General features: G+C 39.2%; 20 protein-coding genes. 18 read left to right on the forward strand and 2 right to left on the reverse strand.

Annotated features, from left to right (window positions below):
• Positions 1 to 6: 6 nt before the first annotated feature.
• The 16 genes from AC1Z3T_RS04585 to AC1Z3T_RS04660 all read left to right on the forward strand — a co-directional run bounded on the left by AC1Z3T_RS04585 (position 7) and on the right by AC1Z3T_RS04660 (position 11,536).
• Complete coding sequence (locus AC1Z3T_RS04585) at positions 7 to 348, forward strand: PilZ domain-containing protein (protein WP_004830992.1); 342 nt, start codon at positions 7 to 9, stop codon at positions 346 to 348.
• Positions 349 to 375: 27 nt separating this feature from the next.
• Positions 376 to 1,149 carry a TatD family hydrolase gene (locus AC1Z3T_RS04590; protein WP_046760311.1) on the forward strand — a complete coding sequence of 258 codons (774 nt, stop codon included), beginning with the start codon at positions 376 to 378 and terminating at the stop codon, positions 1,147 to 1,149.
• 84 nt (positions 1,150 to 1,233) lie between these two features.
• A complete protein-coding gene (locus tag AC1Z3T_RS04595) occupies positions 1,234 to 1,848 on the forward strand; it encodes a TetR/AcrR family transcriptional regulator (protein WP_004830990.1) in 615 nt (204 codons plus the stop codon).
• 5 nt (positions 1,849 to 1,853) lie between these two features.
• The gene (locus AC1Z3T_RS04600; RefSeq protein WP_009586651.1) at positions 1,854 to 2,420 is read left to right on the forward strand and encodes a prepilin-type N-terminal cleavage/methylation domain-containing protein; all 567 of its coding nucleotides are present in this window, start codon (positions 1,854 to 1,856) and stop codon (positions 2,418 to 2,420) included.
• Positions 2,407 to 2,790 carry a type II secretion system minor pseudopilin GspI gene (gene gspI, locus AC1Z3T_RS04605; protein WP_004830987.1) on the forward strand — a complete coding sequence of 128 codons (384 nt, stop codon included), beginning with the start codon at positions 2,407 to 2,409 and terminating at the stop codon, positions 2,788 to 2,790. The genes AC1Z3T_RS04600 and gspI overlap by 14 nt, the downstream gene beginning before the upstream one ends.
• A 2-nt stretch (positions 2,791 to 2,792) precedes the next feature.
• Positions 2,793 to 3,446 carry a type II secretion system minor pseudopilin GspJ gene (gene gspJ, locus AC1Z3T_RS04610; RefSeq protein ID WP_483396479.1) on the forward strand — a complete coding sequence of 218 codons (654 nt, stop codon included), beginning with the start codon at positions 2,793 to 2,795 and terminating at the stop codon, positions 3,444 to 3,446.
• Positions 3,439 to 4,410 carry a type II secretion system minor pseudopilin GspK gene (gene gspK, locus AC1Z3T_RS04615; protein WP_483396480.1) on the forward strand — a complete coding sequence of 324 codons (972 nt, stop codon included), beginning with the start codon at positions 3,439 to 3,441 and terminating at the stop codon, positions 4,408 to 4,410. Before gspJ ends, gspK begins: the two co-directional genes overlap by 8 nt.
• 225 nt (positions 4,411 to 4,635) lie before the next feature.
• Positions 4,636 to 5,232 (forward strand): 6-pyruvoyl trahydropterin synthase family protein, encoded by a 597-nt coding sequence (locus tag AC1Z3T_RS04620; RefSeq protein WP_005029250.1) that lies wholly within the window; start codon positions 4,636 to 4,638, stop codon positions 5,230 to 5,232.
• Between the two features lie 75 nt (positions 5,233 to 5,307).
• On the forward strand, positions 5,308 to 6,021 hold the full coding sequence (gene ung / locus AC1Z3T_RS04625) for a uracil-DNA glycosylase (RefSeq protein WP_483396481.1): 714 nt from the start codon (positions 5,308 to 5,310) through the stop codon (positions 6,019 to 6,021).
• Positions 6,018 to 7,139: an enoyl-CoA hydratase/isomerase family protein gene (locus AC1Z3T_RS04630; RefSeq protein ID WP_263511434.1), complete on the forward strand. Its 1,122-nt coding sequence runs from the start codon at positions 6,018 to 6,020 to the stop codon at positions 7,137 to 7,139. Before ung ends, AC1Z3T_RS04630 begins: the two co-directional genes overlap by 4 nt.
• Positions 7,140 to 7,145: 6 nt before the next feature.
• Positions 7,146 to 7,670: a tRNA adenosine(34) deaminase TadA gene (tadA, locus tag AC1Z3T_RS04635; protein WP_042087213.1), complete on the forward strand. Its 525-nt coding sequence runs from the start codon at positions 7,146 to 7,148 to the stop codon at positions 7,668 to 7,670.
• An 86-nt stretch (positions 7,671 to 7,756) separates the two neighbouring features.
• Positions 7,757 to 8,191: an SRPBCC family protein gene (locus tag AC1Z3T_RS04640; protein ID WP_004830980.1), complete on the forward strand. Its 435-nt coding sequence runs from the start codon at positions 7,757 to 7,759 to the stop codon at positions 8,189 to 8,191.
• An 11-nt stretch (positions 8,192 to 8,202) separates the two neighbouring features.
• On the forward strand, positions 8,203 to 8,892 hold the full coding sequence (gene cmk / locus AC1Z3T_RS04645) for a (d)CMP kinase (protein WP_004830979.1): 690 nt from the start codon (positions 8,203 to 8,205) through the stop codon (positions 8,890 to 8,892).
• A 118-nt stretch (positions 8,893 to 9,010) separates the two neighbouring features.
• Positions 9,011 to 10,687 (forward strand): 30S ribosomal protein S1, encoded by a 1,677-nt coding sequence (gene rpsA / locus AC1Z3T_RS04650; RefSeq protein WP_100885089.1) that lies wholly within the window; start codon positions 9,011 to 9,013, stop codon positions 10,685 to 10,687.
• 159 nt (positions 10,688 to 10,846) lie between these two features.
• Entirely contained in the window at positions 10,847 to 11,149 is a 303-nt protein-coding gene (locus AC1Z3T_RS04655) for an integration host factor subunit beta (protein ID WP_004720793.1), read from the forward strand.
• A gap of 21 nt (positions 11,150 to 11,170) precedes the next feature.
• Positions 11,171 to 11,536: a lipopolysaccharide assembly protein LapA domain-containing protein gene (locus tag AC1Z3T_RS04660; RefSeq protein WP_004830977.1), complete on the forward strand. Its 366-nt coding sequence runs from the start codon at positions 11,171 to 11,173 to the stop codon at positions 11,534 to 11,536.
• 85 nt (positions 11,537 to 11,621) lie between these two features.
• Here AC1Z3T_RS04660 and AC1Z3T_RS04665 read toward each other — a convergent pair whose 3' ends face one another.
• Both AC1Z3T_RS04665 and AC1Z3T_RS04670 read right to left on the reverse strand, forming a co-directional pair.
• Positions 11,622 to 11,939: an AzlD domain-containing protein gene (locus tag AC1Z3T_RS04665; protein ID WP_005029240.1), complete on the reverse strand. Its 318-nt coding sequence runs from the start codon at positions 11,937 to 11,939 to the stop codon at positions 11,622 to 11,624.
• 1 nt (position 11,940) lies between these two features.
• The gene (locus AC1Z3T_RS04670; protein WP_058971303.1) at positions 11,941 to 12,603 is read right to left on the reverse strand and encodes an AzlC family ABC transporter permease; all 663 of its coding nucleotides are present in this window, start codon (positions 12,601 to 12,603) and stop codon (positions 11,941 to 11,943) included.
• Between the two features lie 117 nt (positions 12,604 to 12,720).
• On the opposite strand from AC1Z3T_RS04670, the gene AC1Z3T_RS04675 reads away from it, so the two are divergent.
• Both AC1Z3T_RS04675 and pyrF read left to right on the forward strand, forming a co-directional pair.
• The gene (locus AC1Z3T_RS04675; RefSeq protein ID WP_004830974.1) at positions 12,721 to 13,269 is read left to right on the forward strand and encodes a helix-turn-helix domain-containing protein; all 549 of its coding nucleotides are present in this window, start codon (positions 12,721 to 12,723) and stop codon (positions 13,267 to 13,269) included.
• A 103-nt stretch (positions 13,270 to 13,372) separates the two neighbouring features.
• Positions 13,373 to 14,053: an orotidine-5'-phosphate decarboxylase gene (pyrF, locus tag AC1Z3T_RS04680; RefSeq protein WP_058971301.1), complete on the forward strand. Its 681-nt coding sequence runs from the start codon at positions 13,373 to 13,375 to the stop codon at positions 14,051 to 14,053.
• The last annotated feature ends 81 nt before the right edge of the window (positions 14,054 to 14,134 follow it).

Raw genomic sequence — 14,134 nt, forward strand, 5'->3', positions numbered from 1 at the left:
ATAATCATGCAACCACGTATGGGCGGTTTGATTCAAGTGAACATCGCTGATCGAGCAACTTTGCAGGCAAGCTATATGCCATATATTTTAGGTGGTGGTTTGTTTGTACCTTCAAAAACCCCAGTCAAAATGGGTGATGAAGTTTTTGTGCTTGCGGGCTTGCCAGATCAATCACAAAAAATTCCTTTAACGGGTAAGGTGATTTGGATCACGCAAAAACAAAATGGTATGAAGCCTCAAGGTTTTGCAATTCAGTTAACTGGTGAAAAAGGCGTCTATTACAAAATGGAAGCAGAAAAACTACTCGCTGGGAGTATGTCTTTGGATCGTCCAAGCTTTACAATGTAAGCCAATTTAGAATATTTAGGAAAGCCTGTGTTTGTTGATACGCATTGTCATTTAACCATGTTAAATCTTGAACCTTATGCAGGCGATTTGGATCTAGCATTACAGCAGGCACGGGATGCAGGAGTCTCTAAATTTATGGGGATTTCTGTGGATTTAGATGACCATATTGTGCTTGCTGATATCGCCGCACGTCATGCCGATGTTGGTTATAGTGTTGGGGTGCATCCTTGTGAAGATCCAGAGATGATGCAGCGCGCAACTGTAGAAAAACTTGTAGAACTTGCACAAACTGAAAAAGTTTGGGCACTGGGTGAAACAGGGTTAGATTACTTTCACAGCACCGAATTTATAGAAGAACAAAAACAATGTTTCGCACGACATATCCATGCATCGCAAATCGTCAACAAACCCGTAGTGGTACATACCCGTTCTGCAAAGCATGAAACTGTCGATATTATACGCGCTGAAAAGTCAACGCATGGTATTTTGCACTGTTTTACTGAGGACTGGGAAACTGCCAAAGCTGTTTTGGATTGTGGCTATTACATCTCATTTTCTGGGATTGTATCCTTTAAAAATGCACAGGATTTAAGAGATGTGGCTAAACAAGTACCACTTGATCGTGTTCTAATTGAAACAGATAGTCCTTATTTAGCGCCGATGCCTTATAGAGGAAAGTCTAACGAACCTAAATACGTTCCCTATGTAGCCAAAGCCTTAAGTGATGTATATGATAAAACACTTGAGGAGATGGCTTTCATTACCACACAAAATTTTGAAAATCTTCTTCGACAAAAGTAAAGCGCCACTGATTGATAAAATCATGACTAGAAGTGCGTCAATTTATTAACGGATAGAATTAACAAGAGAGTTTATCGGGTGAAGATGGATCGACAGGCTCAATTTAGAGCAAGAGAAGCTTTAATTTTTCAGGTTGCTGAACAATTGCTTTTAGAAAACGGTGAAGCGGGGATGACATTAGATGCACTCGCAGCGGAACTAGATCTAGCGAAGGGAACACTTTATAAACATTTTCAGAGTAAAGATGAACTTTACATGCTGCTGATTATTCGTAATGAACGCATGTTATTAGAGATGGTGCGAGACACTGAAAAAGCTTTTCCAGAGCATTTGGCTTTTTTTATGCTGCACCATTTACATCATCCTGAAAGAGCGGTGTTATTTCATCAAATTGAAGAACGTTTATCGACTACAGGACAAGGGATTTATCACTTGTTTAATGAGCTTTATCAGGTTCGCAAACAACGTCTTCGTCTGATTATTCGGATGACGGAAAGTTATTTGGAGTCCATACATAGTTTGATGTCAGTACGTGATTATTTGGCTTCGATTTGGTCAATCACACATGGCGGCGCTGCAATACTGAATTCAAGTTTTTATCAACGTTATTTGGGTTGTCGAGATACTTTGCGTGTGGCATTGATTGATCAAGCATTGGCGATTCCCAAACACCCACAAGCTTCAGAACAAGTGGCTTAACGGTTATGAAGCGTATGCCAACATCTCTCAACAATAAAGGTTTTACCTTGATTGAGGTGATGGTTGTCATTGTGATTATCAGCATTATCGCTTCATTGATTGTTTTAAATATTGACGGTGTTGATCAGCGTAAGGCGATGCAAGCACGTGAGATGCTATTGCTTGATTTAAAGCAAATCAATCGTGAAGCCAATGATCAATCCCGTATTTATGCTTTGGATTTTCATGCTGCAACCGATGTCGCTACCGCACAATATGGATTGGTCGAATATATTCCCATGCAGCAAGATCCAGTACAGCGTGTACGTGTGATTGATAACAAGCCTTGGAAAGATGTAACAGATTTTACCCGCCGAAATTTGCCAGATCAGGTTTCATTTTCTATTCAGCCTCAAGAGCATCAGTTTCGAGATGCCAATAATGCGGATTTATTGGGAAATAATGCACCTAAATTGATTTGGTTTGGCAATGGAGAAGCAAAACCTGTCATGATTCAAATGTATTATCAACAAAAACCTGTAGGTGGTGTGATTCGGGTAGACTATTTAGGTAAAGTCGATGAAGAAAAATAAAGGCTTTACCCTTATCGAAGTAGTCGTGGCATTGGCGATCTTTGCTGTTGCAGCAATGGCTTTGACTAAAGTTGCGATGCAATACACCCAATCTACAGCCAATGCCATTTTACGGACCAAAGCACAATTTGTTGCACAAAATGAAATTTCAATGATGATGATTAACCGAGAGTGGTTAACTGGAACAGCTTCAAAACAGATCACGGCTCAAGGTGAAACATGGCAAGTGGATAAAAAAGCAGAGTCTACACTGAGTCCTGATGTGCAAAAAATCGATGTGCAGGTCAGTTTATTTAATACTGATACAGGTAAAGTGGAAGCAGGAATCACCAATATGGTGTTTTATAATTATCCAATCAAAGAAAAATAGTCATGAACGTCGTCCAAAATAAAAACAATAATACTGTCAAAATGCAGAAAAGATCAGGCTTTACTTTGATTGAGCTACTTGTCGCAATTGCTATTTTTGCGGTGCTTTCTGCCTTGGGTTGGAAAATATTTGATTATTTGATTAAGGTCAAAGATCGTAATGTGATGCACGAAGAAAATTTAGGGCAACTCCAAGGTGCATATCAACAAATTCAGCGTGATACATTACAAATCGTGCCAATTTCAGCCCGAAGTGGTGAACAAGTTGAACCTGCATTGCGCTTAGATCGACAAAAACTATCATTTAGTAAAGCTGGTGTTACAGATCCTTTAAAGCAAGGTCTCTCACCTTATGAGCGAATAGAATACGGTTATGACCAGCAAGAGAAGAAACTATATCGATTAAAGTATTCCAATCTGAATCGAAATAGCTCGGAACAACCATTGTCGAGTGTCATGCTGACGGATGTAGATGCCTATCAAATTGAAATACTCAATCCAAATGAGTCAGATAGTTGGCCAAATGATTTAACTAAAAATGATAGCCAATTACCGCGTGGAATTAAAATGAAAATCACGATTCATGAAGTAGAATATGAGTGGATTTTTAGTTTATTGAATACTGATTTTTTGATAAAGAATAATCAAAATGGATAAATCATTTATACAATTCAAACCACAGCAAGGGATTGCCTTAATTACTATTTTAGTAATGGTGGCTTTGGCAACGATTATTGCTGCATCAATTGCAAAACATCAAAACTATACCAATGAAAGCACAGGCTTTTTAAAACGTCAAAGCCAAGCCTTGTTCTATGCCAAAAGTGCAGAAGCTTTTTATTCTGAGATATTGGTTCAGGATAGTGAGAATGGGAAAGAAGCTGACTACCTTCAAGAAACATGGGCAAAACCCATGCCAGCCTTTCCAGTGGAAGATGGTTATGTCTCAGGTGTTTTGGAAGATGAATCGGGTAAATTCAACCTCAATAGTCTATTAAACACTGAAGCTAAGCCGAATGAGGCAGCACAGAAATATTTCTCTAAATTGTTGGTGCGTGTGGGTTTACCCGCGGATAACGTTCAGGCAGTTATTGATTGGCAAGATCCTGATAATGAAACGATCGGCGCAATGGGAGCAGAAACAAGCTACTATCAAGGTCTCCCTAAACCTTATTCTGCTGCAAATCGTAAATTTGCCAGTATTGAAGAGTTAAAGTTGGTGCGTGGTTTTGAAGGTACCAAATATGATTTGATTGCGCCTTACATATCAGCTTTACCAGACATCAATACGCGAATTAATGTCAATACAGCACCTGCCATGGTTTTGGCAGCACTCAATGAAAAATTAGATGTCAATAGCATACAAACTGCATTAAATGCACGCCAAGAAAAACTTGAGTATTTTGCCAATGTGGGTGATTTGATGAAAATATCACCCTTTTATAGTTTGGATGCAACGGAAAAAACAGAAGCAGACAAAATTTTTGGTGTGAGATCGAATTATTTTAAAGCAAAAATCGAAGTCTTATTAAGCAACCGTAAGCGTCAATTTACCAGTCATTTGTTACGAAATGATCAGTCGCAAGTGTTTGTATACTCACGAAGTTTGGCACCTTTTTAATTGAAAGATTAAAAGAATTATTTGTAAGTTTATTATTCTAAAAGGATTTTTAAGGTTGTAAAAAGGTTGGTTGAGATATTTTATTGAATTGGATAAGCTCAATCCAAGCCAAAAAAGGGGATTATCCTTTTAGCTAATTGTAATGAACGAGAAAATTAATGCTCAGGGTTCGAGTTTTGCTTTATAATCGAGTTTCTTAACCGCTTTGTTTATAAAATTTGGCTCATGTTAATTCGTAAGTTATTTAAGTTTGAAAATGCACATATTGTGCGTAATTGCACATCAGATCGTTGTAAGCGATCTATACATGGGCATAGCTATAAAGTTGAGTTATTACTGAAAGCTTCAAAACTTGATCATGGTCAAATGGTATATGATTTTGGATTGCTGAAAGGAATAATCAAAGAAATTTTTGATAGCTTTGATCATGCGATTTGTTTTTGGCAAGAAGATAGTCCTGAGTATATTCAAGCGTGTAAAACATTTAGTGCGCGTTGGGTGGCATTACCCGTTTCACCTTCAGCTGAGCAGTTTTCACGCGTATTTTTCTTTCTTGCGCAACAGGTTCTAAAATCAACCATTACCCAGAATGGTGAAGGTGATGTTGAGGTTTATTCTGTTATCGTGCATGAAACAGATACAGGATATGCGCAAAGCTTTCAGGAAGATATTGAAAACACACAAATGGGACTGCTAAGTTTGGATAAAATTATTTTTTCTGAACAAGTTCAAGTTGAGTGGACAGACCCTGAAATGTATGAAAAATTGAAACAAGGTGTTCAATTTCAAAACCCTGAAGTGGATTTACAGGTTAAAATATAAATTGCGGTTTCAATCAAGAAACCCATTGAGATATAAATACGTTTTTTAGGAAATTAAAATTTAGGATGAAAGTTGATGCAATTGTCTGAACTCGAACAAACAAAACTAAATCAAGTTCGGTTAGATCAAAGTTGGAAAGAAGGCTTGGCTGATTTCCTATTAAGTCAGCAAATGGATGATTTGCGTTCTTTTTTAGTGGCTGAAAAAAATGCAAACAAAACCATATATCCACCAAGCTCGCTCATTTTCAATGCCTTAGACACAACGCCTCTTCCAAACGTAAAAGTGGTGATTCTTGGACAAGACCCTTATCATGGTCCTGATCAAGCGCATGGCTTGAGTTTTTCTGTACAAAAAGGGGTCGCATTACCTCCGTCTTTGCGCAATATTTTTCATGAACTGAATACCGATTTAGGTGTTCCAGTCTCACGTCATGGTGATTTGAGTAAATGGGCGCAACAAGGCGTGTTACTGCTTAATAGTGTATTGACCGTAGAGGCTGGGCAACCTACATCACATCAGAAACGTGGTTGGGAAAATTTTACCGATCATGTCATTGATGTACTCAATGAGCGAAGAGAGCAAATTGTGTTTATCCTATGGGGTGCATATGCTCAGAAAAAAGGACAACGTATCGATCAGAACAAACACCTCGTATTAAAGGCTGCTCATCCATCTCCATTGGCAGCAAATCGTGGTGGTTTTTTTGGTTGTAAGGTTTTCTCTAAAACAAATAATTACCTGAAACAACATGGCATTGAGCCAATCGACTGGCAGCTGGACGCATGACAAATTCTCCCGAAATAAATAACTATCACCCTGATTTGATTATCGAAGAAGCGCAAAATGGCTGGCGCATTATTCGGTTAAATCGACCTAAATCGCTTCATGCGCTGGATGAATCCATCGTTGCAGCACTGTTGAAGCTGTTTGAAGATTTTCATGATGATGATGCAGTCAAGGCAATTTGGTTAGATTCAACTACACCTAAGGCATTTTGTGCCGGTGGTGATGTGCGTAAGCTTCGTCAATTGGTGATTAACAATGAAGTCGAAACTGCCAATCAATTCTTTGAAACTGAATACGCTTTAGATTTATTGCTACATAACTATGCCAAACCTATTGTTGTTTGGGGTGAAGGTTATGTTATGGGTGGTGGTTTAGGCTTATTTATGGCTGCACCATTCCGTTTGGTGACGCCTTACTCTCGTTTGGCGATGCCAGAAGTGAATATTGGACTTTATCCAGATGTTGGTGCGACGCGATTCTTGGCAGATCGTGGTCCTATCGGATTATTTACTGGTTTAACAGGATCCATCATGACTGCTGCAGGTGGTTATGGAATCGGTTGGGCAACCCACATTTGTGATGCGCAACGTGATGTAGTGTTGCAAAAACTACTCGATATTGATTGGGATCATTATCCTGCTGGTGATTTCCGTGCTTTGGATGACACGCTAAATAGTTTACATCGCCCGGTTTCACCGGGTCCTCTACAAAACTCATTGGATGTAATCCATAGTGTTTGTCGTGGTGTAAACTTTGAACAAGATTATGAAGCGATCATTGGTTTAAGCGATGCACGCAGTGACTGGTTGCGCCAAGCCAGTGAGAACTTACAAAAAGGTTCTCCAAGTACTGCTGCAATTACATGGTTATTATGGCAATGGGGACGCCAAGTTCATTCTTGGGCTGAAGTATTTGAATTGGAAAAGCAAATTTCTGACTGGAAAATTCGTCATCCAGATTTTGTTGAAGGTGTACGTGCGCGTTTAGTTGACAAAGATCTGTCTCCAGAGTGGGAAAAGGTTGAATCAAGAACGTTAAAAGGCATTCTTGGACACAATCCGCCGAAAACGACTATTGAAAGTTGGAATGTACTATTGACTCAATATGGCATTACCTAGTCTAAAATGACTGAATTGCCGCAGCAAAATGTTGATGAAAAATGGATGCAACTTGCTTTAGAGCAAGCTGCATTCGCAGCTTCCCTTGGTGAAATACCTGTAGGTGCAGTCTTGGTCAGTCAAGGTCAATTAATTGGCATGGGCTTTAACCAACCGATTGCACAACATGATCCTACTGCACATGCCGAGATTCAAGCACTCCGGCATGCTTGTCTCAATATTCAAAACTACCGACTTCCTGAAGATACCACTTTATATGTAACGCTTGAACCTTGCACAATGTGTGTAGGTGCGTTGATACATGCTAGGGTACATCGTGTTGTATTTGGTGCAGAAGAACCTAAAGCTGGTTCGCTCATCAGTAGCCGAAGGTTGTTGGAGACAGGTTACTACAATCATATATTTGAATATCAAGGTGGATGTTTGCAGCAACAATGTTCACTTCAATTGTCTAATTTTTTTAAAATGCGTCGTGAACAAAAAAAACAATTCAAGCAACAACAAAAGACCTTAAATGACACATTAAAATGATCTAGAATACAGGTGTTTTTAATGACAATTGATATTGTCAAAAATAAGTGCGACAAAATATATGACCAGCATAAAAGGGTACAATAATGAATTCTATTCAAGTAAAACAAGAGTTTGATGCACCAGTTGAACAGGTATTTGACTTACTGTCGAAACATGCAACCTACAATGTGGCATTTGCGCCTGTACAAGTGGTACGTGTAAAAGATGCGGCTGATCCTGAACGTCCAGATGGATTAGGGTCGATTCGTCGTATGGGATTTGGTCCGATTAAACCAATTCAAGAGCAAATCACGTATCTAGATGTCAATAAACGTATCGAATATAAGTTGATTAAGAATCCACTCATCAAACACCATATTGGAATTATTGAGTTTGAAGAGCTTTCACCAAATAAAACCCGTGTTAACTATACGATCGAATTACAAGCACGTGCACCTTTTGTGAGTAAATTAATACTTGCACAGCTTAAACTAGCGATTACACTTGGCTTTAAGAAACTTGCAAAGTCTGTAGCTTAATTGGAAATACAATGACAATTCAAATTATCACGATTGATGGACCGAGTGGTTCTGGTAAGGGAACACTGGCAGCAAAACTCGCAGATCATTATCAATTTCATCTCTTGGATTCTGGGGCGCTCTATCGTTTGCTTGGGTTGTCGTTACATCAAAAAGCATTGTTGGATACTTTGGATGATGTGGATACACTTCAACAAAGCGTTACAATTGCAATGCATTTGGATATTGTGTTTAAGACGACTGAAACTGGTACAACTATTTTACTCGATGGGGAAGATGTGACCCAAACCATCCGTACTGAACGGGTGGGGGAATTTGCTTCAAAAGTTGCTGCAATTCCAGCGCTTAGGGCGGCTTTGGTTGAACGTCAGCATGCATTTGCTCAAATGCCTGGTTTGGTTGCAGATGGTCGAGATATGGCGACTTCGATCTTTCCACAAGCGCAAGCTAAAATATATCTCACCGCATCGGCTGAGTCCCGTGCAGCACGTCGTGTAAAACAGTTGCAGGGAATGGGGCTGGATGTTAAAATAAGCGACATTTTAGCTAATATACAAGCTCGAGATAAGCGAGATATGGAACGCGCAGTCGCTCCACTCAAGCCAGCAGTAGATGCTTATATCATCGATAGTTCAGAATTGAACATTGATGAAGTATTTAAACTGATGACTGATTATGTCGATACTCATTTAGCTAAGTAACGAATATTTAATTAAATATTAGCAAAAGCATAGCTTGATCAGTTTCATATGGACTATGTAGATGCTTAACTAAACCGGCCTTGTCTGATCCAAGACCGCTGACTTTTCTAGGTATATCATGACCGAATCTTTTGCAGCCCTCTTTGAAGAAAGCGAATCAACTCTTAATATCGACAAAGGTGCCGTTATTAAAGGTATCGTTGTTAGCATCGACTCTGACTGGGTTACTGTTGACACTGGCCTTAAATCTGAAGGTGTTGTTGCACGCTCAGAATTCTTAAACGAACAACGTGAACTTGAAGTTCAAGTTGGCGACGAAGTTGATGTTGTTGTTGAAGCGCTTGACAACGGTATGGGTCAAACAGTTTTATCACGTGAAAAAGCGAAACGTGCTGAAACTTGGACTAAACTTGAAAAAATCTTTGAAGACGGCGAAATCGTTACTGGTGTTATCTCTGGTAAGGTTAAAGGCGGTTTCACTGTTGACATCGGTCCAGTTCGTGCATTCTTACCTGGTTCATTGGTAGACACTCGTCCTATCCGTGACACAACTCACCTTGAAGGTAAAGAGTTAGAATTCAAAGTAATCAAACTTGATGCTAAACGTAACAACGTTGTTGTATCTCGTCGTGCTGTTATGGAAGCTGAATCTTCAGCTGACCGTGAAGCGCTTCTTTCTCAATTGGAAGAAGGTCAAACAGTTACAGGTACAATCAAAAACCTTACTGATTACGGTGCATTCGTTGACCTTGGTGGTATTGATGGTCTTCTTCATATCACAGATATGGCGTGGAAACGTATCAAACACCCTTCAGAAGTTGTTGAAGTGGGTCAAGAAGTTACTGTTAAAGTACTTAAATTTGACAAAGAACGTAACCGTGTATCTTTAGGTCTTAAGCAATTAGGCGAAGATCCTTGGTTAGCGATCATGAACCGTTATCCTAAAGGTTCTATCGTTAAAGCGCGTGTAACGAACTTAACAGACTACGGTTGTTTCGCTGAAATCGCTGAAGGCGTTGAAGGTTTAGTTCACGTTTCTGAAATGGATCACACCAACAAAAACATCCACCCATCTAAAGTTGTTCAGATTGGTGATGAAGTTGATGTTATGGTTCTTGAAGTTGATGAAGAGCGTCGCCGCATTTCATTGGGTATCAAGCAAACTCGTGCGAACCCATGGGAAGAATTCTCTAAGTCACACGACAAAGGTGAAAAAGTTTCAGGTACGATTAAGTCAATCACTGACTTCGGTATCTTCATCGGTTTACCAGGCGGTATCGATGGTCTAGTTCACTTGTCTGATATTTCTTGGAACGAACAAGGCGAAGATGCCATCCGTCGTTACAAGAAAGGTGATACAGTTGAAGCTGTTATCTTGTCTGTAGATGCAGAAGGTAACCGTATCAGCCTTGGTATCAAGCAAATGAACAGCGATCCGTTCAATGACTTCTTAGCTGCTAACGAACGCGGTGCGTTGGTTAAAGGTACAGTAACTGCAGTTGACGCTAAAGGCGCTACTGTTAAGTTAGCTGACGAAGTTGAAGCTTCTTTGAAAGCATCTGAAATCAACCGTGATCGCGTTGAAGATGCAACTAAATTCTTAGAAGTTGGTCAAGAAGTTGAAGCTAAAATCATCAATGTAGATCGTAAATCACGTTCTATCAACTTGTCGATTAAAGCGAAAGACGAAGCTGAAGAGAAAGAAGCAGTAGCTAACTTGAAAACAGTTGCAAATGGTCAAGACAATGGTCCTAAGACTATTGGTGATTTGATCAAAGCGCAAATGAACCACTAAGTTATTGTTAAGAAGTATTATTTAATGTAATTAATTAATATTTTTTATTCAAATACTGTAAAAGGTAGCGTAGTATATGATGACTGCGCTACCTTTTTGTATTTAAAAAGGATATTATCTAGTGTATGTCAAATAGCATTAAAATTAATGAGGTCTTAAATGACAACTGAAGCACTTAATAAGTCTGACTTAATAGAAAGAATTGCTCTCAAGAACCCACATTTGGCAGAGCCATTGGTTGAAGAAGCAGTAAAAATTATGATTGATCAAATGATTGCATCATTGTCTTCAGATGATCGTATTGAAATTCGTGGTTTTGGTAGCTTTGCACTGCACCACCGTGAGCCGCGTGTAGGTCGTAATCCTAAAACAGGTAAGTCTGTAGAAGTTGCAGCGAAAGCAGTGCCGCACTTTAAGCCTGGTAAAGCATTGCGTGATGCAGTAAACGAATCTGCTAACTAATAAAATTCGAATGGGGTGATTATGCGCTATTTCTTAGTTGCATTACTGTTGGTGGTATTTGGTTATGCTTTAGCATTAGTCTTACAAAACCCTGCTGAGCTACCAGTAGACTTGTTGTTTACACAGGTTCCAGCAATGCGTTTAGGGCTATTACTATTATTGACTTTAGTCCTCGGAATTGTTCTTGGATTGTTGCTTGGTGTACAGGTTTTCCGTGTATTCCAAAATGCTTGGGAAGTTAAGCGTCTTCGTAAAGATATTGATCATCTCAGAAAGGAACAAATTCAGACTGCGCAATTGGCTGCTGCTGAAGCTGCTGCAAATGCTCGTCATGAAAAGACGGTATTAGATATTCAACCTGAAAACAAGAATTCTAATCCTCTTTAATCATTATGCTAAAAAAGCGCTTTATCTCACCGGTAAAGCGCTTTTTGTTTTGTTATTGATTCCATTTGTTTTAGTTAAAATCGCACTACTTGATCAAGCGAAACACAGTAGTAACAAGCGTAGATACGAGAATAATACTGATCAGCGAATAATTTTTCCAAATTAAATACAAACCGACAGCGACACCGATAATTTTAGCAAAATCAGTCGATTCGTTGCCTTCAAAAAAAGTACTCAAGATTGCAATCGAAAAAAGTAAAGTGGTTGCTGCATCATTAAACAATTGTTCTTGCTGTTTACTGATCGAAAAATAATGATTAAATGCCAAGCCTGAGTAACGAATTAGGTATGTGCCACCTGCAAGAATCATAATACCAATTAAAATAATCATTTGTTGATTCATGTTATTTTCTTCCTGCAATTAGACCCAACAAGGACATGAGTATTGGGATTCCAGTTGGAAGAAAAGGAACTGTTGCTAAACTTATTATTGCACCTGTGATTGCGGATTTTCGTGTTGATTTTCGCTTTAATGCCTTGAATGTAAGTGCAAACAGCACTACAGGAAAAATCGTATCGATTCCTAAAAGTTTTGTATACTCTAGGTGGCTTCCCATAAGATAACCTATCAATACGCCTAAGGGCCAAGTCAGCAAAATTCCCATCCCACAAAGCCAATATGCACTACGTTTTAGAGTGTCTGATGATTGTGTAAGCCCGAATAATACACTCTCATCATTCATGATATGGCTTGCAAAAAACTTAAACTTATTATTTTCAATAAAATGGTGTACAGCTAAACCAAATGGGAGGTGGCGAAGATTGATTAAAAGCCCAGCAATTGCAGCAGTAATTGGACTGCTCCCAGAAGCGATCATGCCAATAAATGTAAATTCAGCAGCGCCTGCCAGTACGCAACTTGATAGAAGCAATGGAATCCAGATTGGCAGGTGATAGTTGACGGCAAGTGAGCCTAAGGAAACACCAATTAATCCTGTGGCTATACAAATAATCACAATAGATTTGACAAGAGGCTTAGGTAAGCTTTTAATTTCTTTATACTTCATCAGAGTCAGCCTGAATTTAGAGTGTAGGATTGTTCGATATAATGAACAGTCATTTGTTATAATAGTTTGATTATAATTGTTCGTCAAATCGAACGATCGTATTTTTTGAGTGAAATAATGACGATACCTATTGAAATCATTGCAACCAATTTACAAAGAGAACGAAAAAGTGCAGCCTTGTCCTTAGGAGAGGTTGCAAGACGTGCAGGCATCGCGAAATCTACACTCTCTCAGCTTGAGTCTGGACAGGGTAATCCTAGTCTGGAAACATTATGGGCATTATGTGTGGCTTTAAATATTCCTTTTGCTAAACTGGTAGAAGTACAAACACAATCATCGCAAGTTATTCGCTATGGAGAAGGTGCTTCTGTAACTTCTGAAATATCGAATTATCAAGCAGTCTTGTTAGCAACATGTCCACCGAATGCAAGACGGGATGTGTATATTTTAACGACTCAACCAGGAGAACCTCGTTGTAGTCAACCGCATCCTGTAGGGAGTGTAGAGCATATTATTATCATGCAAGGATCAGCGAAAGTAGGTTTGGTCAATGCTTATGAAGTTCTAAAAGCTGGTGATTATATGTCTTATCCAGCAGATCAAGCGCATATCTTTGAAGCACTCGAGCAAGATACACGTGCAATTCTAATTTCTGAACAGAGATAGTGCATTTTGCAATGTTAAAACTGGGTTTTTTAGTGAAGTCGGTTTTCTGCTTCTCCTAATCACTTTATAATGTGCCAAATTTTATGTGATGGAATGAAGATCCGTGAGTATTATTGTTGCCTTAGATGCAAAAAGCCAATATGACGCCCTAAAAATTGCTGATCAGCTCGATCCATCACTATGCCGTTTAAAAGTGGGTAAAGAACTATTTACTCATGAAGGTCCAAGTGTCGTTAAAGCATTGCATGATAAAGGCTTTGAAGTATTTTTGGACTTGAAATTTCATGATATTCCAAACACGACTGCGCAGGCAGTATGTGCTGCGGCTGACTTAGGGGTATGGATGGTGAATGTTCACGCTTCTGGTGGTCGTATGATGATGGAGACCTGTGTAGAGCGTTTAAAAGCAGGTAATTATTCTACACAACTGATCGCTGTAACTGTTTTGACCTCAATGGGGCGTGAAGATCTACGAGATATTGGTTTAGATATAGAACCTTTTGAGCAAGTGAAGCGTCTTGCCAAACTCACTCAAGACAGTGGTTTGGATGGTGTAGTCTGTTCTGCACAAGAAGCAAAAATGTTACGCCAAGATCTAGGTGCAGAATTTGCGCTTGTTACACCTGGGATTCGCCCAGCAGGTGCAAATGCAGACGATCAAAAACGTATCGTTACACCTAAACAAGCGATGCTTGATGGTTCGACACATTTAGTCATTGGTCGACCGATTACTCAATCGGCAAATCCAAGCCAAACACTTCAAGATATTCTCGCAACGCTTTAAAAAGTAAACCCTCTTTCAATATTGAAAAGAGGGTTATTTTTGGTTGCATTATAAAGAACATTTTAATCTAACGATGTATGA

The sequence above is a fragment of the Acinetobacter sp. B-6 genome (assembly GCF_056930735.1).

What these genes read in the sequence shown, in the direction of transcription:
- AC1Z3T_RS04640 (WP_004830980.1), top strand. Translation starts at nt 7,757, where the DNA reads ATGAATTCTATTCAAGTAAAACAAGAGTTTGATGCACCAGTTGAACAG.
- AC1Z3T_RS04660 (WP_004830977.1), top strand. Translation starts at nt 11,171, where the DNA reads ATGCGCTATTTCTTAGTTGCATTACTGTTGGTGGTATTTGGTTATGCT.
- AC1Z3T_RS04620 (WP_005029250.1), top strand. Translation starts at nt 4,636, where the DNA reads ATGTTAATTCGTAAGTTATTTAAGTTTGAAAATGCACATATTGTGCGT.
- cmk (WP_004830979.1), top strand. Translation starts at nt 8,203, where the DNA reads ATGACAATTCAAATTATCACGATTGATGGACCGAGTGGTTCTGGTAAG.
- gspK (WP_483396480.1), top strand. Translation starts at nt 3,439, where the DNA reads ATGGATAAATCATTTATACAATTCAAACCACAGCAAGGGATTGCCTTA.
- AC1Z3T_RS04630 (WP_263511434.1), top strand. Translation starts at nt 6,018, where the DNA reads ATGACAAATTCTCCCGAAATAAATAACTATCACCCTGATTTGATTATC.
- tadA (WP_042087213.1), top strand. Translation starts at nt 7,146, where the DNA reads ATGACTGAATTGCCGCAGCAAAATGTTGATGAAAAATGGATGCAACTT.
- AC1Z3T_RS04675 (WP_004830974.1), top strand. Translation starts at nt 12,721, where the DNA reads ATGACGATACCTATTGAAATCATTGCAACCAATTTACAAAGAGAACGA.
- AC1Z3T_RS04585 (WP_004830992.1), top strand. Translation starts at nt 7, where the DNA reads ATGCAACCACGTATGGGCGGTTTGATTCAAGTGAACATCGCTGATCGA.
- AC1Z3T_RS04600 (WP_009586651.1), top strand. Translation starts at nt 1,854, where the DNA reads ATGAAGCGTATGCCAACATCTCTCAACAATAAAGGTTTTACCTTGATT.
- rpsA (WP_100885089.1), top strand. Translation starts at nt 9,011, where the DNA reads ATGACCGAATCTTTTGCAGCCCTCTTTGAAGAAAGCGAATCAACTCTT.
- AC1Z3T_RS04670 (WP_058971303.1), bottom strand. Translation starts at nt 12,603, where the DNA reads ATGAAGTATAAAGAAATTAAAAGCTTACCTAAGCCTCTTGTCAAATCT.
- AC1Z3T_RS04665 (WP_005029240.1), bottom strand. Translation starts at nt 11,939, where the DNA reads ATGAATCAACAAATGATTATTTTAATTGGTATTATGATTCTTGCAGGT.
- gspJ (WP_483396479.1), top strand. Translation starts at nt 2,793, where the DNA reads ATGAACGTCGTCCAAAATAAAAACAATAATACTGTCAAAATGCAGAAA.
- ung (WP_483396481.1), top strand. Translation starts at nt 5,308, where the DNA reads ATGCAATTGTCTGAACTCGAACAAACAAAACTAAATCAAGTTCGGTTA.
- AC1Z3T_RS04595 (WP_004830990.1), top strand. Translation starts at nt 1,234, where the DNA reads ATGGATCGACAGGCTCAATTTAGAGCAAGAGAAGCTTTAATTTTTCAG.
- gspI (WP_004830987.1), top strand. Translation starts at nt 2,407, where the DNA reads ATGAAGAAAAATAAAGGCTTTACCCTTATCGAAGTAGTCGTGGCATTG.
- AC1Z3T_RS04655 (WP_004720793.1), top strand. Translation starts at nt 10,847, where the DNA reads ATGACAACTGAAGCACTTAATAAGTCTGACTTAATAGAAAGAATTGCT.